Below are 21349 nucleotides of genomic sequence, written 5' to 3'. Positions count from 1 at the left end.
CGGGCAATAAAGATCTTTAAGTCCTCAATACACCCAAACCTCCACCCGCCGATTCTTGATCCTTCCCTCATCCGCCGTATTCGCCGCCACCGGCATCTCCGCGCCAAACCCGCGTATGTCCCTCAGCACCACGCCGCTCTTGACCAACTCCCGCCGCACCGCCATCGCCCGCAATTTCGACAACAGCGCCGCCCGTTGCGCATCACTCTTGGCATCCCCAAACCCCACCAGCGTCACCTGCTTGTCCAGCTTGCCGTGGCGCTTTATATAAGCCACCACCCGCATCAAGTCCTGGCGCGCCTTGTTGTCGAGGCTGGCGCTGCCTTCCTCAAACCGGAAATTCACGGTCAGCCGCTGCGCCTGCCGGGCAATCGCCTGGTAATCCTCGGGCATCGGCGCCCGCGGTTCCACGGTCATGGCTTGCACCTGCTGCGCGATAAAGCCATTGGCGGCCACGATCGCCTGGCCCTTGCTGCTTTGCGCAAAGTCCACCAAGGCCTTGGCCCAGGGATTGTGCTCAATCGGCGGCAAATAGAAAAACAACCGGCGTGACAGCGGGTAATCCTCGGTGGCAATCAGGCTGTTCAACGGCAGCATGGGCTGTGAGTCGCCATCGACAATGGCGACTGCCTTGGCCTGGCGCACATAAGGCAAACCAATAAAACCGATACCCTGCGGGTCATGGCTGACGGCATCCGACAACGCCTCGCTGGACTCGAACCGCTTGGCGCTGGCATCCAGTGCTTTGCCGCGACGGCTGAGCACCAGCTCCTTGAAGGTATCGTAGGTGCCGGACTGATCATCCCGCGCGTACAGGTGAATCTGGCCGCCGATGCCGCCAATTTGCTCCCAAGTCGAAACCTCGCCGCTGAAAATCTGCGCCAATTGCTCGGTGTTCAACCTACCCAACGGGTTGCGCGGGTTGAGGATGATCGCCAGGCCATCAATGGCGATGACTTGTTCAGCATCCGGGCTCTTCAGGTCGCCTAGGGGTTCCAGGTCCACCAGTTCACTGTCCTTGATCGGCCGGGAAGACGCCGCAAGATCGGCGCTGGCTTTTTTCAGTGCGCCAAACCCGGTGCTGGAGCCATGGGCGGCCACTTCCACCGTCACCCGCTGGCCCTGGCGAGTCTTGCCGATGATGTGCTGTTCGTTGGCCTGCTCAGATGGCTCGCTGTGCACCGCTTGCAACCCCTGTTGCTCCATCAGTCCCTTGACCAGTGCCGGGCCAAGCGCCGCGCCGATAGTGTTGGAACCCTGGATGCGCAAGGCCGGGCCATGTTCGGGGAAGGGCAGTGGGGTGGAAAAAGCGGCGAGGGGAAATGCGCTGAGCAGTGCCAGCAGGGATAGAACGCGCAGCATCATGCCGGCACCTTCTCAAACCAAAGGGAGTGCCGCGAGATTAAGTCAGGAAGGTTGCATAAATGTGACGAGGGCCGGTTTCCCGACCCTCTGTGCTGAATCAGCTCAATTCCAGCCAGATCGGCGCATGATCGGAGGGTTTTTCCATGCCGCGCAGGTCGTAATCCACACCGGCATCCTTCACCCGGGGCAACAAGCCTTGGGAAGCCAGGATCACGTCGATTCGCAGCCCGCGTTTTGGCTCGTCTTCAAAACCACGGCTGCGGTAATCGAACCAACTGAAGCGATCCGCCACGTCCGGGTTGAGGTGGCGGAAGCTGTCCACCAGGCCCCAGTTCTTCAGGCGTGCCATCCACTCGCGTTCTTCCGGCAGGAAGCTGCATTTGCCGGTCTTCAGCCAGCGCTTGGCATTGTCGGCGCCGATACCGATGTCGCAGTCTTCCGGGGAAATGTTCACGTCGCCCATCACCACCACGGCCTGGTCATTGCTGAACTGCGACTCCAGGAGGGTTTGCAGGTCCTCGTAGAAGCGCTGCTTGGCCGGGAATTTGGTGGGGTGGTCGCGACTTTCACCCTGTGGGAAATAGCCGTTCATGATGGTAATCGGGTTGCCGTTGGCGTCGGCGAAGGTGCCCCAGATAAAGCGGCGCTGGGCGTCTTCTTCGTCACTGGCAAAGCCTTTATGCAGCGCCAGCGGTTCCTGGCGCGAGAGCAGGGCGACACCGTAGTGGCCTTTCTGCCCGTGGTAATAAACGTGATAACCCATGGCCTGCACCTCGGCCAGCGGGAACTGGTCGTCGTGGACCTTGGTTTCCTGCAAACCGATAACGTCCGGCTGATGTTTCTCGATCAGTGCCGCCAGCTGATGAGGGCGGGCGCGCAGCCCGTTGATATTGAAAGACACGATTTTCATGGTCGGCGGTCCAGTCTGGCAAAAGGGCGATGCTAGCCGACAAGTCGGACGGGGGCCAGCCTTGTAGCCGCTGCCGAGGCACGAGGCTGCGTTGGGCTGCGAAGCGGCCCCCGGTGGCTACACTGAACGAAACAGTGCCGCAGACGTTCGTAATAACAAGAGCGCAACCTTTTGAGTCAGCGCCCAGGGGAGATTCACTGTTATGCCTGACACCTCGACTGCCATCGCCCAGATCCACATGCTCGACAGCGGCTATTCCCGCGAAGCCCGTTCGCTGTTGTACCAGGCCTACCGGCATGAGCCGACGTTCGCCTACATCTTCGAAGCCGAACGTCCCGGCTACGAACAGCGGGTGCGCGCCACGGTGCGTGAACTGGTCAAGCAACACTTCTTCCAGAAACTGCCGGCCATTGGCTTGTTGGTCAACGACCGACTGATCGGCATCGCCCTGATCGCGCCACCGACACGCCGCCTGGGCATCACCGAAAGCTGGGCCTGGCAGTTACGTATGTGGCTGAGCACCGGTGTGCGCGGCACCCGGCGCTACCTGGAATACCATCAGGCAGTGCTGGCGTGCCTGCCCTCGGATTCGGTGCATGTGCTGCCGTTGCTGGGGATTCACCCGCAATTCCAGGGCAAACACTACGGTGAGCAATTGCTGGAAGCGGTGCACAACTGGTGCGCCGAAGACCCGCATTCATCCGGCGTGGTACTGGATACGGGGAATTCTCGCTATCTGGAGTTTTATAAGCGTCAGGGCTATGAAGAGATTGGCGAGGTGGCTGTAGGACCGGTTCTGGAACACGTGTTCTTTCACGCAAATCCGCAAGTGTTACAGGCTGCAACCCTTTAGGTCAGAATTATTCAGACAAATCAGGGTTCTAAGACGCTCCCAAGCTCGTGTAGCATCCCGGCCTATGAAGTTTCCAGGAAGATTTACCAGCGGCTTGATTCTGCTGTTCACGAGCTGCGGCGCCTTGGCGCAAAGCGAATTGGATGTGCGCATCAAGCCTTCAAACGACGCGTTGAAAGCCAACATCGAAGGCTATATCGGCGGGGTCGGCGATCGTGACGAAGAAGCCCTGCTGCGCTTCAGCCGTGGCGCTGAGGAGCAGGCCCGCAAGGCCGCCCAGGCGCTGGGTTTCTACCAACCGCAGATCGCCAGCGATGTGAAGGGCGGCAAGAACCCGCGCCTGATTCTGACCATCGATCCCGGCGAACCGGTGCATTTGCGCAATGTGACGATTCGGGTCGATGGCCAGGCCGCCGACCTCAAAGCCTTTCGCGTGCCCGCCAGCGACCAACTCAAATCCGGCGCCGTGCTCAACCACGGCAACTACGAAGACGCCAAGCGTGTCATCCAGAACCAGGCGTCACGCTTCGGCTTTTTCAGCGGGCGCTTTACCAGCCAGAAACTCTCGGTCGACCCCAAGGCGGGTGTGGCCGATATCGAACTCATTTATGACAGTGGCCCACGCTACACCTTGGGCAAGGTCAGCTTTGCCGGCGACACGCCGTTTGATGAAGACCTGCTGCAACGCATGGTGCCGTTCAAGAGCGGCGCGCCTTACGACTCCGAACTGATCGCCGAACTCAACCAGAACCTGCAATCCAGCGGTTTTTTCGAGGGCGTGCGCGTGGACGCTGCCCCGGCAGCCTCGGCCAATGACGTGATCCCGGTGGCCGTGCAACTGGAAACCCGCAAGCCCCGCACCATGGGCCTCGGCCTTGGTTACTCGACGGACGTCGGCCCGCGGGGCAAGGCCAACTGGACGCGCCACTGGGTCAACCCCCAGGGCCACAGTTATGGCTGGGAAGCCGAACTGTCGGCGCCGCGGCAGAACGTCGGGCTGTGGTACGACATTCCAATGGACCCGCCACTCACCGACAAACTGCGTTTCGCCGGCGGCTACCAGAATGAAGAAATCGCCAACACCGACACCCTGAGTAAATTGCTGACCCTCGGCCCCGAGTGGCACAGCAAGTTGCCCAGCGGCTGGACGCGGGTGATCTCGCTCAAGTGGCAGCGTGAAGAATATCGCCTCGGCAACGACTCGGGCCTGAGTACGCTGCTGATGCCCGGCATCAGTTATTCCTACTTGCGCAGCGACAACCGCATCGACCCGCACAACGGCTATCGCCTGCTGTTCGACGCCAAGGTCGCCAAGGAAGGCTTGGGCTCCGACACCAACCTGCTTTACGGCACGGCGACGATCAAGGGCTTGACCACCCTGTGGGATAACCATCGTTTCCTGGCTCGGGCGCAGTTTGGCGGCAGCGCCACCAACGGCTACAAGTCCGTACCGCCGTCGTTGCGCTTTTTTGCCGGTGGCGACCAGAGCGTACGGGGTTACGAGTACCAGACCCTGTCTCCGGAAAACGATCGCGGCGACCGCATCGGCGGCCGCTACATGGTTGCCCTGAGCGCCGAGTACCAATATTCCATCGCCGAAAAATGGCGGATCGCGACCTTTATCGACCAAGGCAACTCGTTCAACACCCTGGAAATGCCGAGCCTGAAAACCGGCGTGGGTGTTGGCGTGCGCTGGGTGTCGCCGGTCGGCCCGATCCGCCTCGACCTGGCCCATGCCCTCGAAGATCCGGGCGGCATTCGTTTGCACTTTTCCATGGGGCCTGAGCTGTGATGCGTGGTTTGAAAATAGCGGGGCTGGCCATTCTGGCGGTCCTCGCGGTGATACTGCTGGCGCTATGGACGGTGCTGGGTACTCAAGTCGGCAGCCGATGGGTGCTGGACCAGGTGCCGGGTTTGACCGTGGAGAATTTCCAGGGTCGCCTGGGCGGCCAGTGGAGTGCCGACCATCTGTTATGGCAGCAAGACAGCAGCCGCGTGGAGCTGCAGGCGCCTAAGTTCGACTGGTCGCCGGCCTGTTTGATGCGCATGACCTTGTGCATCAACCAACTGGATGTAGAGCAGGTGAGTCTGCAATTTCCACCCAGCACCGAAGACAGCAGCGGGCCGATTACCCTGCCGGACTTGAAACTGCCGGTCGCCCTTCAGTTGGGCGACATTCGTGTCGGCAGCCTGCTGTTCAATGGCAGCGAAGAACTCCGGGGCCTGCAACTGGCGGCGCACTGGACTGCCGCCGGGATGCAGATCGACTCGGTGCACCTGCAACGGGACGGCCTGGTACTCGACCTGTCCGGCCTGCTGCAACCCACTGGCAACTGGCCGTTGGCCGCCAGCGGTAACCTGAGCCTGCCTTACGCTCCGAGCGGTGCGCCCTGGACGCTGGCGCTCAAGGTCGATGGCGATTTGCTCAAGACCCTCAAGCTCGATGCCGACAGCAGCGGCTACCTGCCTGCCAAGCTCAGCGGCGAGTTGCAACCCCTGGTGGAAAACCTGCCGGCGCAACTGCACATCACCGCCGACGGCTTTAAACCCAGCGCCGATTTGCCCGATACCCTGCAACTCAATCAGTTGGACCTGACGGCCAAGGGCGACCTGAGCAACGGTTACCAGCTGCTCGGCAAAGCCGTCCTGCCAGCGGAAAAAGGCCCAGTGGACCTGCTGCTGCAAGGCAAGGTCGACGCCAAGGGCGCGCAGATCGCCGGGCTGGACCTGAATGCCGGCGACAAACAAAGCCTCAAGCTCAGTGCCAATCTGGACTGGCAGCAAGGCTTCAGCGCCGACGCGAAAATCGACTGGCTGGATTTCCCGTGGCATCGCCTGTACCCGGTGATCGACGAACCCCAAGTCGCCTTGCGTACCTTCAATGGCGAAGTCTCCTACAAGGACGGTAACTACCTGGGCAACTTCAAGGCCGACCTCGACGGCCCGGCGGGCAAGTTCAGCCTGGCCAGCCCGTTCAGCGGCGACCTCAAGCAAGTGTTCCTCCCCGAGTTGAAACTCGCCGCCGGTCAGGGCAAGGCCGAAGGCCACCTGAACCTGCAGTTTGCCGATGGCATCGCCTGGGACACGGCGCTGGACCTGTCGGCCATCAACCCGGCGTACTGGGTCGCGGAACTGCCGGGTACTCTGGCCGGCCCGCTGCGCAGCAAGGGTGAAATGAAGAACGAGCAACTCAAGCTCAACGCCGACCTCGACCTCAAGGGCCGTCTGCGCGGCCAGCCCGCCGTGCTCCAGGCCAAGGCCGAAGGCGCAGGCGAGCAGTGGACCCTCGGCGCCCTCGACATCCGCCTCGGCGACAACCGCGTCTACGGCAGCGGCAGCCTGCAGCAACGGCTGGCTGGGCAGATCGACATCAAACTGACGCGCCTCGCCCAACTCTGGCCGCAACTGCGCGGGCAGATGAACGGCCGCCTCGACGTCGCGGGCACTCTGCAGGCGCCCCAAGGCAAGCTCAACCTGGTGGGGCAACAACTGGCGTTTGAGGACAATCGCCTGCAAAACCTGACCCTGGACGCGAACCTTGATAACGCCCAGCGCGCCAAAATCGACTTGAAGGGCAGTGGCATCCAGACCGGTGAAACCCAGCTCGGCACCTTCACCGCCAGCGCTCAGGGCGATATCAAAAGCCAGAAAGTCCAGCTCGACCTGGCCGGCCCGCTACTCAAGCTGGCCCTGGCCCTCGACGGCAATCTCGACAAAGGCAACTGGCGCGGGCGCCTGGCCAGCGGTGATGTGCAAGCCGGTGGCCAGGACTGGAAGCTGCAAGCGCCGGCGAAAATCGAGCGCCTGGCCGACGGCAAATTGACCTTTGCAGCCCATTGCTGGGTCTCCGGCCCGGCGAGCCTGTGCGGCGAAGACCAGCGCTTGATGCCCGAGCCGAAGCTGCGTTACCACCTCAAGCAGTTCCCCATCGACAGCCTGGCCCAGTGGTTGCCCAAGGATTTCGCCTGGCAGGGCAAGCTCAATGCCGACGTGCAGCTTGACCTGCCGGCCAGCGGCCCTAAAGGCGTGGTCTCGGTGGATGCCAGCGGCGGCACCCTGCGGGTCAAGGACAAGGACCAGTGGCTGGACTTTCCGTACGACACGCTGAAGCTGGAAACCACCCTTAACCCCACGCGCATCGACACCCAGCTCAACTTCCGTGGCGGCAAGCTCGGCGAGTTGCTGTTGCAGGCGCAGATCAATCCGCTGCCGAAGAACAAACCGGTCACCGGCAATTTCACCCTGACCGGCCTCGACCTCGCCGTCGCCCGGCCATTTGTACCGATGGTCGAGAAACTCAATGGCAAGCTCAACGGTAGCGGGCGAATCGGTGGCAGCCTGCTGTCGCCCCAGGTCAATGGCAGCGTCACTCTGGTCGGCGGCGAAATCTCCGGCCCGGAACTGCCCACCAGCTTCGAAGGCCTGAATATCCAGGCATTGATTGCCGGTGAGAGCGTGCAGCTCAATGGCGGCTGGCGCAGTGGCAAGGCCGGGCAGGGCACCATCAAGGGTCAGATCGACTGGGGCCAGGCCCTGGCGGTGGACATCGCCCTGCAAGGCATGCAACTGCCGGTCACCGTGGAGCCGTACGCCGACCTGGAAGTGGCACCCGACCTGAAAATCAGCATGAGGAACGACAAGCTGGCGATCTCCGGCAAGGTGCAGATTCCCAAGGGCGAGATCACTGTGCGCGAACTGCCGCCATCGACGGTCAAGGTCTCGGATGACACGGTGATCGTCGGCAGCCAGACCGAGGAGGGCAAGCCGCCGATGGCCATGGCGATGGACATCGACGTCGAGGTGGGCAAGGACAAACTGAGCTTTGCCGGGTTTGGCCTCACCGCCAACCTGCAAGGCCACGTACACATCGGCGACAACATGGACACCCGTGGCGAACTGTGGCTCAACGACGGCCGCTACCGTGCCTACGGCCAGCGGCTCACGGTGCGCCGTGCGCGGCTGCTGTTCGCCGGGCCGATTGACCAGCCCTACCTCGACATCGAAGCCATCCGCCAGACGGATGACGTAACCGCCGGGATTCGCCTGAGCGGCAGCGCCGAGCAGCCCACCACGCAGATCTTCTCGGAACCGGCGATGAGCCAGGAGCAGGCGTTGTCTTACCTGGTACTGGGTCGACCGCTGAGCACCACGGGCGAAGACAACAACATGCTGGCCCAGGCAGCGCTGGGGCTGGGGTTGATGGGCAGTGCCGGAGTGACATCGGACATTGCCAAGAACCTGGGCATCCAGGATTTTGAACTGGACACCCAGGGCAGTGGCAACAACACCGCCGTGGTCGCCAGCGGCAAGATCTCCGAGAAGCTCAGCCTGCGTTATGGCGTCGGGGTTTTCGAACCGGCCAACACCATTGCCTTGCGCTACCTGCTGAGCAAGAAGGTGTACCTGGAAGTGGCCAGCGGCGTCGCCAGCTCCCTGGATATTTTCTACAAGCGCGATTTCTGATCCGTACACGTTAATGGTGGGAGCCCGGCTCCCACCTTTTATCCGCTAATTACCAAGCAACCTAACTATTCGTTTGACATTCGCTGCCTAGGCAGTAACATCGTGTCACACATTCACTGCTTAGGCAGTTAATAGGCTGGTCACGATGAAGCACTTCACCCCCGAAAACTTTCACAACTGCCACCTCGGCTTGCTGCTGGGCCGGGCTGCGCTGCTCAAAGACAAGATCATCGACACCCATATGGAACCCCACGGCATCACGGCCGCGCAGTTCAAGGTGTTGATCATCATGGCCCAGTACGGCGTCGACACCCCGGCCGAACTGTGCCGCAACCTGTCCCTGGACAGCGGCTCCATGACCCGCATGCTCGACCGCCTGGAACAAAAGGACCTGCTGGCGCGCAAGCGCTCCGAACAGGACCGGCGCCAGGTGCAGTTGGTGCTGACCGCGGAAGGCCAACGCGTGGCGGACATGTTGCCGCACATCGGCGCCCAGGCCTTGAACCAACTGGCAGGTGCGCTGGAACCGGGTGAACTGCAAACCCTGGAAAAAATCTTGAAGAAAATTCTTATAGCTGCGGGTGACCCCATCACCATTCAGCGGGTAGGTGGTGCATGAACAATCGCTCCTTGCGTGCCGGCCTCAGCCTTGTGCTGGTGGCCATGACTATGGCCGGTTGTGCCAATTTCAGCGGCTTGAACACAGAAGGCAAACGCCTCGAAGCCAATAACCTGCAAACCGGCAAGTCTCTCAGTGGCGTGACCCTGTCCGCCGCCGCCTGGCCCACCGCCGATTGGTGGAAAGGCCTTGGCGACCCACAGCTCGATGGCCTGATCCAGGAAGCCCTGCAAAACAGCCCCGACATGCAAGTGGCCAGCGCCCGCGCCCACCAGGCCGAAGCGGCTGCTTATGCCGCCAATGCGGCGCGCATGCCGACCCTGGATGCCAGCGCCGGTGTCAGCCGTTCGCGCCTGGCCAAGGACCAGGACCCGCGGGGCGAGGGGGATGCCTACGCCACGGTGCGCAACATCGGTGCCAGCTTCAATTACAACTTTGACCTGTGGGGCGGCCAGCGCGCCGCCTGGGAAGCCGCGCTGGGCCAGGCCCGCGCCGCCGAAGTCGATCAACAGGCCGCGCGCCTGACGCTGGCGGCCAACGTCGCCAAGGCCTACAGCGACCTGGGCCAGGCCCATATCGTGCGCGACCTGGCCAACGATGACCTCAAGCGCACCCGGCAAATGCTCGACCTGGGCCAGCGTCGCCTGAACTCCGGGATCGACAGCCAGTATCAGTACCAGCAAACCGAGAGCCTGGAAGCCAGCTCCCAGTCGCAACTGATCGATGCGGAAAAACAACTGCAGAGCGCCAAGATCGCCCTCGCCGTGTTGCTCGGCAAAGGCCCCGACCGTGGTGGCGAACTGGTACGCCCCAACGTGCTCAAGCCCAGCGCCGTTGCCGTGCCTTCGGTGCTGCCTGCCGAGCTGGTGGGCCGTCGTCCGGACCTGATCGCCGCACGCTGGCGTGTCGAGGCGGCGAGCAAAGATATCGCGGCCAGCAAGACCCGTTTCTACCCCAACCTCAACCTGAGCGCGAGTGCCGGGGCCGAGTCGTTGCTGGGGGATGCGATGTTTGGTTCGGCCAGCCGTTTCTTCAGCATTGCGCCGACCATATCGCTGCCGATCTTCGACGGTGGCCGCCTGCGTGCCGACCTCGATGCCCGCGACGCCGACTACGACCTGGCCGTGGCCCAGTACAACAAAACCCTGGTGCAAGCCTTGGGCGATATCGGCAACACCCTCGTGCAATTGCGCGAGACCGGCCGGCAGATCCAGGCCCAGCAACACGCCGCTGACATTGCCCAGCAGTCCTACGACACCGGCGTCCAGCGGTACAGCTCAGGTATCGGTAATTACCTGGACGTGCTCAGCATCGAACAGCAATTACTCCAGGCCCAACGTCAGTTGGCCACCCTGAATGCCGAGCAAATCGATCTTTCGATTCAATTGATGCAGGCCCTGGGCGGCGGTTTTCACGCCGATAACGTGGCCTCGACCACCCCAGCCACGCGCACTGAATAATTCAAGGTACTTGTCATGGCCACTGCCGAAACCAGCAACAACGCTCCTGAAACAAAAAAGCCTGAACAACCGTCCACCAGCAACCCGCGCAAACGCAAAATCATGCTGTTTGTCCTGGCGCTGATCGTCATCCTCGGCGCCGTGGGCGTGTGGGGTTGGTACGAACTGTATGGCCGCTTCAGCGAAAGCACCGACGACGCCTACGTCAACGGCAACGTGGTGGAAATCACCCCGCTGGTGACCGGCACCGTGGTGAGCATCGGTGCCGACGATGGCGACCTGGTTCATGAAGGCCAGGTGCTGATCAACTTCGACCCCAACGACGCCGCCGTCGGCCTGCAAAGTGCCCAGGCCAACCTGGCCCGCACCGTGCGCCAGGTGCGTGGCTTGTACAGCAACGTCGATGGCATGAAAGCCCAGGTGCTGGCGCAGAAAGCCAACGTGCAAAAGGCCCAGGACAACTTCGCCCGTCGGAAAAACCTGGCGGCCGGCGGGGCGATTTCCCAAGAGGAACTGTCCCACGCTCGTGATGACCTGACCTCGGCACAAAACGCCCTGGCCAACGTTGAGCAGCAGTTCAAGACCACCAGCGCGCTGGTGGACGACACCGTGATTTCGTCCCACCCGGACGTGCAAGCCGCCGCCGCGCAGTTGCGCCAGGCCTATCTGACCAACGCCCGCAGCACCCTGATTGCACCGGTGACCGGCTATGTGGCCAAACGTACCGTGCAACTGGGCCAGCGGGTTCAGCCGGGCACTGCGCTGATGGCCGTGATCCCGCTGGATCAACTGTGGATCGACGCCAACTTCAAGGAAACCCAACTGCGGGATATGCGTATCGGCCAGCCGGTGGATATCGAATCTGACATCTACGGCAGCGACGTGAAGTTCAGCGGCACCGTGGACAGCCTCGGCGCGGGCACCGGCAGTGCATTTGCCTTGCTGCCGGCGCAGAACGCCACCGGTAACTGGATCAAGATCGTGCAACGGGTACCGGTGCGTATCCATGTGAACGCCGATGAGCTGGCCAAGCACCCGCTGCGCGTGGGCCTGTCCACCGTGGTCAACGTCGACCTGCACGACCAGAGCGGCCCGGTATTGGCCCAGCAGGCGCCGCAAAAGGCCTCGTTCACCACCAACGTGTACGACCGCCAGTTGGCCGAAGCCGACGCCATGATCACCCAACTGATCCATGACAACAGCGTTGCCGCTCCCAAGGCTGCCCAGCGCTGATTCGCCAATCCATCAGCTACGGCCCCAGCGGCCGTAGCGCCAATCATGTTGCACAGGATTCGCGATGAGTAACGCTAACGCCTCCTTCACGCCGCCCAGCTTGCTGATGGCCACCATCGGCCTGTCCCTGGCGACCTTTATGCAGGTGCTCGACACCACCATCGCCAACGTGGCGTTGCCGACGATTTCCGGCAACCTCGGTGTGAGTTCGGAGCAGGGCACCTGGGTAATCACCTCGTTTGCGGTGAGCAACGCCATCGCGCTGCCGCTGACCGGCTGGTTGAGCCGTCGCTTCGGCGAGGTGAAGCTGTTTCTGTGGGCCACCATCCTGTTTGTTCTGGCCTCGTTTCTCTGCGGCATCTCCACCTCGATGCCCGAGCTGATCGGCTTCCGGGTGCTGCAAGGCCTGGTCGCCGGCCCGCTGTACCCGATGACCCAGACGCTACTCATCGCGGTCTATCCCCCCGCAAGGCGAGGCATGGCCCTGGCGTTGCTGGCGATGGTCACGGTGGTGGCGCCGATTGCCGGGCCGATCCTCGGCGGCTGGATTACCGACAGCTACAGCTGGCCGTGGATCTTCTTTATCAACGTACCCATCGGCATCTTTGCGGTGATGGTGGTGCGTTCGCAGCTGAAGAAACGCCCGGTGGTCACCAGCTACCAGCCGATGGACTACGTCGGTTTGCTCAGCCTGATCGTCGGCGTCGGCGCCCTGCAGATCATCCTCGACAAGGGCAACGACCTGGACTGGTTCGAGTCGAACTTCATCATCATTGGCGCGGTAATCTCGGCGATTGCCCTGGCGGTGTTCGTGATCTGGGAAATGACCGACGAGCACCCGGTGGTCAACCTGCGGCTGTTTGCCTACCGCAACTTCCGCATTGGCACGATTGTGTTGGTGTTGGGGTATGCCGGCTTCTTCGGGATCAACCTGATCCTGCCGCAATGGTTGCAAACCCAGATGGGCTACACCGCCACCTGGGCGGGCCTGGCGGTGGCGCCGATCGGGATTCTGCCGGTATTGATGTCGCCGTTTGTGGGCAAGTATGCGCACAAGTTCGACCTGCGCTTGCTGGCTGGCCTGGCGTTCCTGGCGATTGGCTTGAGTTGCTTCATGCGGGCTGGCTTCACCAATGAAGTCGACTTCACGCACATCGCCCTGGTGCAGCTGTTCATGGGTATCGGCGTGGCGTTGTTCTTCATGCCGACCTTGAGCATCCTGATGTCCGACCTGCCCCCGGCGCAAATCGCCGACGGCGCAGGCTTGGCGACCTTCCTGCGGACCCTGGGCGGCAGCTTTGCAGCCTCGTTGACCACCTGGATCTGGATTCGCCGGGCGGACCAGCACCATGCCTACATGAGCGAAAACATGACCACCTACGACTCGGCCACCCGGGACGCCTTGCAGGCGCTCGGTGGGGCAGGGCACAAGGCGTATGCGCAGCTTGATCAGATACTGACGAGCCAGGCGTACATGATGTCCACCGTGGATTACTTCACGTTGCTGGGGTGGATGTTCATGGCGTTGATCGTGATTGTGTGGCTGGCGAAACCGCCGTTCGCGGCGAAGGCCGGGCCGGAGGCTTCGGGCCACTGATGTTGCTTATGATCGTTCCCACGCTCCGCGTGGGAATGCCGCTTTGGACGCTCTGCGTCCGCTTGTGAAGGTCGTGACGCAGAGCGTCACAGGATGCGTTCCCACGCAGAGCGTGGGAACGATCTGGGTCAAGCGCCGGGCAGTGCCAACTGTGGGTTGACGAAGTCAAACGCCGCCAGTTGAAACCCTTGCTCATCCACCTGCAACGCCCACCCTTGCTTGTCCCAATCCCCCAGCACAATGCGCTTGGCCGCCTGCTCGCCAATCTGCAGCTTGTGAATCGCCGGGCGGTGGGTGTGGCCATGCACCAACGTACGCACGCCAAACGCCTGCATCACCCTCGGCACTTCCTCAGGCGTCACATCGACAATATCGTTGGCCTTCATCCGCACCTGGGCGCTGCTTTCACTGCGCAGCTTGCGAGCGAGCTTGTGCCGCGTGCGCAAAGGCAGGTGGCGCAGGATGAACAGGGTGATGGGGTTGCGCAGGATGCGCCGCAGCTTCATATAGCCAAGGTCGCGGGTACAAAGGCTGTCGCCGTGCATCAATAGCACGGGCTCGCCTGCGAGCTGCACCACACTCGGGTCCTTGAGCAAGGTTGCGCCTGCGGCTTTGCAGAACGCCTTGCCGATCAGGAAATCCCGATTGCCATGCATGATGAAAATCTGGGTGCCGCTGTCGCTCAGCTCGCGCAGAGCCTCGCAAATCGAGCGCTGGAAGGGCGTCATCCCATCGTCGCCAATCCAGGCTTCGAAGAAGTCCCCCAGAATGTACAACGCCTGGGCGGAACGGGCGCGGCCGTTCAGTAAATCCAGAAACGCCCGGGTTATGTCCGGGCGCTCCTCTTCCAGATGCAAATCTGAAATCAGCAATATCACTCAACGATCTCGGCTTTCTCGACGATAACGTCTTCTACCGGTACATCCTGGTGACCTGCCTTGCCGGTGGTTTGCACACCTTTGATCTTGTCGACAACGTCGGTGCCGGCGGTGACTTTACCGAATACCGCGTAACCCCAACCCTGCACGTTCTTGCCGCTGTGGTTCAGGAAGGCGTTGTCGGCAACGTTGATGAAGAACTGCGCGGAGGCCGAATGCGGCTCCATGGTACGGGCCATGGCGACGGTGTACTTGTCGTTGGAAAGGCCGTTGTCCGCTTCGTTCTGGATGCTAGGACGCTTGTCTTTCTTTTCTTTCATGCCAGGCTCGAAACCGCCGCCCTGGACCATGAAGTTGCCGATGACACGGTGGAAAACAGTGTTTTCGTAGTGGCCGGCTTTAACGTACTCGATGAAGTTGGCGACGGTGATCGGCGCTTTCTCGGCGTTCAGCTCGATGACGATGTCACCGTGGTTGGTGGTCAGTTTGACTTGAGTCATGTTCACTACTCTTTCAAGGAATTCGTGGGTTTGGGCGTTTTGCGCCTTACCTGCTTGGCAAAAACGGCAGCCAAGGCGCGCAGTTTAGCGTGACCTGCGGGAATTTCGAGGTGGTTTTTTACCGCCCGTGCAATAAATGCAGCAGTTTTTGGCCACGCTCTGTCAGGGCCTTGACAGCATCGGCTATGATAAGCCCTTTGTTTGTCGGCCTCACCCGGCCAAGTACTTCGTCTGTTCAAGGATCCTATGAGCAAGCCCACTGTCGACCCTACCTCGAATTCCAAGGCCGGACCTGCCGTCCCGGTCAATTTCCTGCGCCCGATCATCCAGGCGGACCTGGATTCGGGCAAGCACACGCAGATCGTCACCCGCTTCCCGCCTGAGCCCAACGGTTACCTGCACATCGGCCACGCCAAGTCGATCTGTGTGAACTTCGGCCTGGCCCAGGAGTTCGGTGGCGTCACGCACCTGCGTTTCGACGACACCAACCCGGCCAAGGAAGACCAGGAATACATCGACGCCATCGAAAGCGACATCAAGTGGCTGGGCTTTGAATGGTCCGGTGAAGTGCGCTATGCCTCCAAGTATTTCGACCAGTTGTTCGACTGGGCGGTGGAATTGATCAAGGCCGGCAAGGCCTACGTCGACGACCTGAGCCCGGAACAAGCCAAGGAATACCGTGGCACCCTGACCGAGCCGGGCAAGAACAGCCCGTTCCGCGACCGTTCGGTAGAAGAGAACCTGGACTGGTTCGCCCGCATGAAAGCCGGCGAATTCAAGGACGGCGAGCGCGTACTGCGGGCCAAGATCGACATGGCCTCGCCGAACATGAACCTGCGCGACCCGATCATGTACCGCATCCGCCACGCCCACCACCACCAGACCGGTGACAAGTGGTGCATCTACCCGAACTACGACTTCACCCACGGTCAGTCGGACGCTATCGAAGGCATCACCCACTCCATCTGCACCCTGGAGTTCGAAAGCCACCGTCCGCTGTACGAATGGTTCCTCGACAGCCTGCCGGTACCGGCGCACCCGCGTCAGTACGAATTCAGCCGCCTGAACCTGAACTACACCATCACCAGCAAGCGCAAGCTCAAGCAACTGGTTGATGAAAAGCACGTATTCGGCTGGGACGACCCGCGCATGTCGACGCTGTCGGGCTTCCGCCGTCGCGGCTACACCCCGGCGTCGATCCGCAATTTCTGCGACATGGTCGGCACCAACCGTTCCGACGGCGTGGTGGATTTCGGCATGCTCGAATTCAGCATCCGTCAGGACCTCGACGCGAACGCACCGCGCGCCATGTGCGTGCTGCGTCCGTTGAAAGTCGTGATCACCAACTACCCGGAAGACCAGGTCGAAAACCTCGAACTGCCGCGTCATCCGCAGAAAGAAGAACTCGGCGTGCGCAAGCTGCCGTTCGCCCGTGAAATCTACATCGACCGCGATGACTTCATGGAAGAGCCGCCAAAAGGCTACAAGCGCCTGGAGCCGAACGGCGAAGTGCGCCTGCGCGGCAGCTACGTGATCCGTGCCGACGAAGCGATCAAGGACGCCGATGGCAACATCGTCGAACTGCGTTGCTCCTACGACCCGGAAACCCTGGGCAAGAACCCGGAAGGCCGCAAGGTCAAAGGTGTGGTGCACTGGGTGCCGGCCGCGGCCAGCATCGAATGTGAAGTGCGCCTGTACGATCGCCTGTTCCGCTCGCCTAACCCCGAGAAGGCTGAAGACAGCGCCAGTTTCCTGGACAACATCAACCCTGACTCGCTGCAAGTTCTCACTGGTTGTCGTGCCGAGCCATCGCTTGGCGACGCACAGCCGGAAGACCGTTTCCAGTTCGAGCGCGAAGGTTACTTCTGCGCGGATATCAAGGACTCGAAACCCGGTGCTCCGGTATTCAACCGTACCGTGACCTTGCGTGATTCGTGGGGCCAGTGATCTAAGGGATTCATCGTGCTAACGATCTACAACACACTCAGCAAAACCAAAGAAGTCTTCAAGCCGCTGGATGGCAACAAGGTGCGCATGTACGTGTGCGGCATGACCGTGTACGACTACTGCCACATCGGCCACGGCCGCAGCATGGTTGCCTTCGACCTGGTGACCCGCTGGTTGCGTTTCAGCGGTTATGACCTGACGTATGTGCGCAACATCACCGACATCGACGACAAGATCATCAATCGCGCCAACGAAAACGGCGAGTCGTTCGACGCGCTGACCGAGCGCATGATTGCTGCGATGCACGAGGACGAGGCGCGCCTCAACATCCTTAAACCGGACATGGAACCGCGCGCCACGGACCATATCCCGGGCATGCACGCGATGATCCAGACCCTGATCGACAAGGGTTACGCCTACGCCCCGGGCAACGGCGACGTGTACTACCGCGTCGCCAAGTTCATGGGCTACGGCAAGCTGTCGCGCAAGAAAATCGAAGACCTGCGCATTGGTGCGCGGATCGAAGTCGACGAAGCCAAGCATGACCCGCTGGACTTCGTGCTGTGGAAAGGCACCAAGCCCGGCGAGCCGAGCTGGGAGTCACCTTGGGGCGCCGGGCGTCCGGGCTGGCACATCGAATGCTCGGTGATGTCCACCTGCTGCCTGGGCGAGACCTTCGACATTCATGGCGGTGGCAGCGACCTCGAATTCCCGCACCACGAAAACGAAATTGCCCAAAGCGAAGCGGCCACCGGCAAGACCTACGCCAACGCCTGGATGCACTGCGGCATGATTCGCATCAATGGCGAGAAGATGTCCAAGTCCTTGAACAACTTCTTCACCATTCGCGACGTGCTGGAGAAATACCACCCGGAAGTGGTGCGCTACCTGTTGGTATCGAGCCACTACCGCAGCGCGATCAACTACTCGGAAGACAACCTCAAGGACGCCAAAGGCGCCCTGGAGCGTTTCTACCACGCGTTGAAAGGCCTGCCCTCCGTGGCACCTGCGGGCGGCGAAGCGTTCGTTGCGCGGTTTACCGAAGTGATGAACGACGACTTTGGCACACCGGAAGCCTGCGCGGTGCTGTTTGAAATGGTGCGTGAGATCAACCGCCTGCGCGAGAGCGATCTCAACGCAGCGGCGGGGCTTGCCGCACGTTTGAAAGAGCTGGCGAGCGTGCTGGGCGTATTGCAGATGGAAGCCGATGACTTCCTGCAGGCGGGCGCTGAAGGGCGTGTGGATGCCGCTGAAGTTGATGCGCTGATTCAGGCACGTTTGACTGCCCGAGCCAACAAGGACTGGGCGGAGTCTGACCGTATCCGTGACCAACTGACCGCGATGGGTGTGGTGTTGGAAGACGGGAAGGGTGGGACGACGTGGCGGTTGGCTGATCAGGCTTGATGGGTGAATGCTGAATGAAAACGCCCCGATTGGTTCGGGGCGTTTTTTTTGGTGCATAACTTACAACGAGTCGCTGACCGGACCCCTGTGCGCAGACATAGTTGACACATTCAAGTGCAGGCAAAGCCTGCTCGAGTTCAAAAACAAAGCTGCTCCCCTGTAGGAGCGAGCTTGCTCGCGAAAAACCTGAGAACGCCGCGTTCATCCAGAATGCCAACGTCATCGTTAACGACCTTCGCGAGCAAGCCCGCTCCCACATTTGGACCGTGCCCGCTTCTGATCTTGCTGTTGCTGTTGCTCCACCACACTCAAGCCGGCCGGTAGGCCGCTGTGCTCTTGCTTTTGATCTTGATCTTAGGCGCCCCATTAAACCACGCTGGCCGAACGCAGGTATTACGGAGCGGGTAAACCGGCAGGACGCCGGTTTAGCCGCGACGGGGCAGGGACGCCCCGTCGCGGCGGCCCGCGGAGTAATACCGGAGATGAGGGCACACCGAGCCTAGGCGAGGTGCCGAGTGGTGGGGCAAGAGCGTTTTGCTTACTTTTGCGCTGTTCAAAAGTGAGCCGCTGTAAGAGCGGAACCCATATCTGCCCTGACCAAAAAAACGGATATGTACTCGATTCAACCCACTCGCTCAATGAGCATCAGCGCTTGCCACTGACCTCATACAGGCTTTGAACAAACCCATTATCCGACGCATACGTGCCGATATGCCGAAGCTCATGCTCGCCACCCGACTGGCTGAACAAGGGAATCCCCTGACCCAGCACAACCGGAATACGCGTGATGATCATCTCGTCAATCAACCCCGCCTCAAGAAACGCCTGAATCGTCTGGCCTCCATCGATATACAGGTGTTTCATCCCGCGCTCGGCTAACGCTGCCACGAGGCTGGTGACATCCTGGCTCACCACCTCAACCTTGCCCTTCAACTCCGCAGGTATCTCAACCGATTGCCGAGAGAGCGCTATAACCGGCATACCCTCATAGGGCCACTCCGGGAAGGACAACACTTTCTCCAGGGTCTTGCGTCCCATCACCAAGGCATCAACCGTGCCAATGAAGTTTTCATAGGTCACACCGCTCAATTCGGCCCCGTCGTACTCCGGCCGATGAAGCCACTCGATATCCCCGTCAAGCCGGGCAATAAAGCCATCGACGCTGGCTGCGATAAAGACCGAGCATTTGATATCCATGGGGCGTGAAACTCCTTTTCTGTGGGCTTGAAAACACCGGCTGTGATTGGCCGGTAACGCTAATGTTAATTTAATCTTCCGATGCAATAAGCGACCATTACCAAAAATAACCATGGGTTGCCTGGCGCAGGCCGACACCCCTTTTTTTTGCAGTGCGAGGATCTATGCGCCGTTGGTTAATCCGCTACCGTTACGCAATCATCTTCTGGCTGTGCTTCGGCGTTTTCCGCACGTCCCTGGCCGACTGGAACCCCATCCCGTCCGGCTCCATGCGCCCGACGTTGCTAGAGGGCGACGTGGTACTGGTCAACCGCGTGGCATACGACCTCAAGTTGCCCCTGACGGACATATCCCTGGCCAAACTGGATAACCCCCAGCGCGGCGATGTAGTCACGTTCTCCTCACCCAAGGACGGCATCCGTTTGATCAAACGCATCGTCGGCATCCCCGGCGACACCCTGGAAATGCGCGATGAGGTGCTGTGGGTCAACGGCACACCGGCCACCTACAGTCATGGCCAAGACATCAGCGAGCCTATCGCACCTGGCCAGACCGTCCCAGGGATCAAACTGACCGAGCTTGCGAACAACAGCCAGCGCACGATTCAGTTCATGCCGACAGTACGGGCGTTACGAAACTTCGGCCCGGTGGTGGTGCCCGCCGACAGTTACTTCATGCTGGGCGACAACCGCGACAACAGTGATGACTCCCGATACATCGGGTTCGTGCCGCGTCGGCTGTTGATCGGACACGCCCACCATATCCTGGCGTCAGCGCAGATCCTGGACCATTGGATGCCACGATTGGGCCGATTTGGCGCGCCGATACTGTAGTGGGCTGATCACGCTTTCGGACCCAGCGCCCTTAGCGCGAACCATCAGCCGGGGCCGTGAAAAAAACGCTCGCAGAAACTACGCTAAGCGCTCGCGGCACGGGGTCGCGGTCGAATGTTGGGGGGCTTGCCACGGTTACCTCGGTTATTTCATATCGCTGTAGGTCAACCTGAACTCCGACAGGGCCGGATGATCGGCTTTCCACTGGCGGCCATACGCCTTGGCGGTTTCTATTTGCTCGGCGCTCAATTCGGTGCCTAGCTGTTGCAGGCAGGTCGCAGCCTCACGATGCCGGGCATTTTGCCGGGTGCTGTCCATGACCAACCAATACAGGCCATAGGCATGGGTCAGGTTGATGGGATAGTAGTAGCGGCTGGTCTCTTCGACATTGATACCGGCAAGCGCCGCGGCGTAGGTCATGACCCCGTCGAGTTCATTGAGGGCCAGTCTTTTTTCAAGGTGAATGCGCTGGTAGGAGAGGTTGCGGTAATAGGTTTGCATATTCCCCAGCCACGTCATCGCGGGTGGAAAATCCTTGAAGGCCGCATACCTCAACATGGAGTCGCGATTGTCACTGGCCTGGTTTTTGTCAAACAGCAGCGCGGCGATGTAATAGGCCTCTGCGCAGCCTGCATCACCTGCCTTGACAAGCCATGAGCGGTCTTGGGTCAGCTCGTACAGTTGCAGCATCGCCTCGCCCTCGCCTGCATCGGCACCCGACTGGGCGAGGGTCTTGGCTTTGGCCAGGTTGGTTTCGCCACCCAGGCGCATCAGGGCGTACACATGATCCTGGTCGGCAGCCAGGCGATAGCACGCCTGGGCCTCGGGGCTGACACTGCCGACCCGGCGCCGAATGGCTTCGCCCAAGGCGTATTGGGACGGGGCATCGCCGGCCAAAGCGGAGATGGTCAGGTGAGTTTCGCACTCTTCGAATTCACCGAGTTGATACAACTCGAGACCTCGCTTTTTGGCGGCCTGTTGCTGGGTGGTCAATTGTGAAATCAGCGCGTTCAGCGAGTTGAGTAAATCAAACAGCGTGGTCAGTGCATCGGAATGGGTATACATGGTCTTTACCTGTATCGGAAAGGTA

At 60.9% G+C, this 21349-nt stretch carries 16 protein-coding genes; 10 read left to right on the top strand and 6 right to left on the bottom strand.

The genetic code is table 11. The annotated features are described in order from the left end of the window. Window positions 1-24: 24 nt before the first annotated feature. The gene (locus tag AU074_RS07580; protein ID WP_076014196.1) at window positions 25-1365 is read right to left on the bottom strand and encodes a substrate-binding domain-containing protein; all 1341 of its coding nucleotides are present in this window, start codon (window positions 1363-1365) and stop codon (window positions 25-27) included. Between the two features lie 97 nt (window positions 1366-1462). Next, window positions 1463-2275, bottom strand: a complete 813-nt coding sequence (xthA, locus tag AU074_RS07575) for an exodeoxyribonuclease III (protein ID WP_076014195.1) — start codon at window positions 2273-2275, stop codon at window positions 1463-1465. Window positions 2276-2477: 202 nt separating this feature from the next. Here xthA and AU074_RS07570 point away from each other — a divergent pair, with 202 nt between their 5' ends. The 7 genes from AU074_RS07570 (at window position 2478) to AU074_RS07540 (ending at window position 13500) form a co-directional block, all read left to right on the top strand. Continuing rightward, window positions 2478-3128, top strand: coding sequence for an N-acetyltransferase (locus tag AU074_RS07570; protein ID WP_076014194.1), 651 nt, complete (start codon window positions 2478-2480; stop codon window positions 3126-3128). A gap of 64 nt (window positions 3129-3192) precedes the next feature. Further along, window positions 3193-4920: an autotransporter assembly complex family protein gene (locus AU074_RS07565; protein ID WP_076014193.1), complete on the top strand. Its 1728-nt coding sequence runs from the start codon at window positions 3193-3195 to the stop codon at window positions 4918-4920. After that, on the top strand, window positions 4920-8591 hold the full coding sequence (locus AU074_RS07560) for a translocation/assembly module TamB domain-containing protein (RefSeq protein WP_076014192.1): 3672 nt from the start codon (window positions 4920-4922) through the stop codon (window positions 8589-8591). The genes AU074_RS07565 and AU074_RS07560 overlap by 1 nt, the downstream gene beginning before the upstream one ends. Window positions 8592-8736: 145 nt before the next feature. Continuing rightward, window positions 8737-9210: a MarR family winged helix-turn-helix transcriptional regulator gene (locus tag AU074_RS07555; protein WP_063028678.1), complete on the top strand. Its 474-nt coding sequence runs from the start codon at window positions 8737-8739 to the stop codon at window positions 9208-9210. Next, complete coding sequence (locus tag AU074_RS07550; RefSeq protein ID WP_076014191.1) at window positions 9207-10670, top strand: efflux transporter outer membrane subunit; 1464 nt, start codon at window positions 9207-9209, stop codon at window positions 10668-10670. Before AU074_RS07555 ends, AU074_RS07550 begins: the two co-directional genes overlap by 4 nt. 15 nt (window positions 10671-10685) lie before the next feature. Then, entirely contained in the window at window positions 10686-11903 is a 1218-nt protein-coding gene (locus tag AU074_RS07545) for an efflux RND transporter periplasmic adaptor subunit (protein WP_076014190.1), read from the top strand. A 64-nt stretch (window positions 11904-11967) separates the two neighbouring features. Continuing rightward, window positions 11968-13500 carry a DHA2 family efflux MFS transporter permease subunit gene (locus tag AU074_RS07540; protein WP_010166975.1) on the top strand — a complete coding sequence of 511 codons (1533 nt, stop codon included), beginning with the start codon at window positions 11968-11970 and terminating at the stop codon, window positions 13498-13500. 128 nt (window positions 13501-13628) lie between these two features. Here the strand turns inward: AU074_RS07540 and lpxH are convergent, their stop codons facing one another. Together lpxH and AU074_RS07530 are read right to left on the bottom strand one after the other, a co-directional pair. After that, window positions 13629-14378, bottom strand: coding sequence for a UDP-2,3-diacylglucosamine diphosphatase (lpxH, locus tag AU074_RS07535; RefSeq protein WP_076014189.1), 750 nt, complete (start codon window positions 14376-14378; stop codon window positions 13629-13631). Then, a complete protein-coding gene (locus AU074_RS07530) occupies window positions 14375-14878 on the bottom strand; it encodes a peptidylprolyl isomerase (protein ID WP_076014188.1) in 504 nt (167 codons plus the stop codon). The genes lpxH and AU074_RS07530 overlap by 4 nt, the downstream gene beginning before the upstream one ends. A 246-nt stretch (window positions 14879-15124) precedes the next feature. Here AU074_RS07530 and AU074_RS07525 point away from each other — a divergent pair, with 246 nt between their 5' ends. Both AU074_RS07525 and cysS read left to right on the top strand, forming a co-directional pair. Further along, window positions 15125-16825 (top strand): glutamine--tRNA ligase/YqeY domain fusion protein, encoded by a 1701-nt coding sequence (locus AU074_RS07525; protein ID WP_076014187.1) that lies wholly within the window; start codon window positions 15125-15127, stop codon window positions 16823-16825. Between the two features lie 15 nt (window positions 16826-16840). Continuing rightward, a complete protein-coding gene (gene cysS / locus AU074_RS07520; protein ID WP_076014186.1) occupies window positions 16841-18229 on the top strand; it encodes a cysteine--tRNA ligase in 1389 nt (462 codons plus the stop codon). Between the two features lie 645 nt (window positions 18230-18874). Here cysS and AU074_RS07515 read toward each other — a convergent pair. After that, window positions 18875-19426, bottom strand: a complete 552-nt coding sequence (locus tag AU074_RS07515) for a dihydrofolate reductase family protein (protein ID WP_076014185.1) — start codon at window positions 19424-19426, stop codon at window positions 18875-18877. A 164-nt stretch (window positions 19427-19590) separates the two neighbouring features. Between AU074_RS07515 and lepB the strand changes: the two genes are divergently transcribed. Then, complete coding sequence (gene lepB, locus AU074_RS07510; protein ID WP_076014184.1) at window positions 19591-20259, top strand: signal peptidase I; 669 nt, start codon at window positions 19591-19593, stop codon at window positions 20257-20259. A gap of 144 nt (window positions 20260-20403) precedes the next feature. Here lepB and AU074_RS07505 read toward each other — a convergent pair whose 3' ends face one another. Continuing rightward, a complete protein-coding gene (locus AU074_RS07505; protein WP_076014183.1) occupies window positions 20404-21324 on the bottom strand; it encodes a hypothetical protein in 921 nt (306 codons plus the stop codon). Between the last annotated feature and the right edge of the window lie 25 nt (window positions 21325-21349).

It is taken from the genome of Pseudomonas sp. ATCC PTA-122608 (assembly GCF_001952855.1).
In the GTDB taxonomy this organism is placed as follows: Bacteria; Pseudomonadota; Gammaproteobacteria; order Pseudomonadales; family Pseudomonadaceae; genus Aquipseudomonas.
Note: the sequence above shows the minus strand (reverse complement) of the source record. Positions and strands in the feature narration are given on the sequence as shown.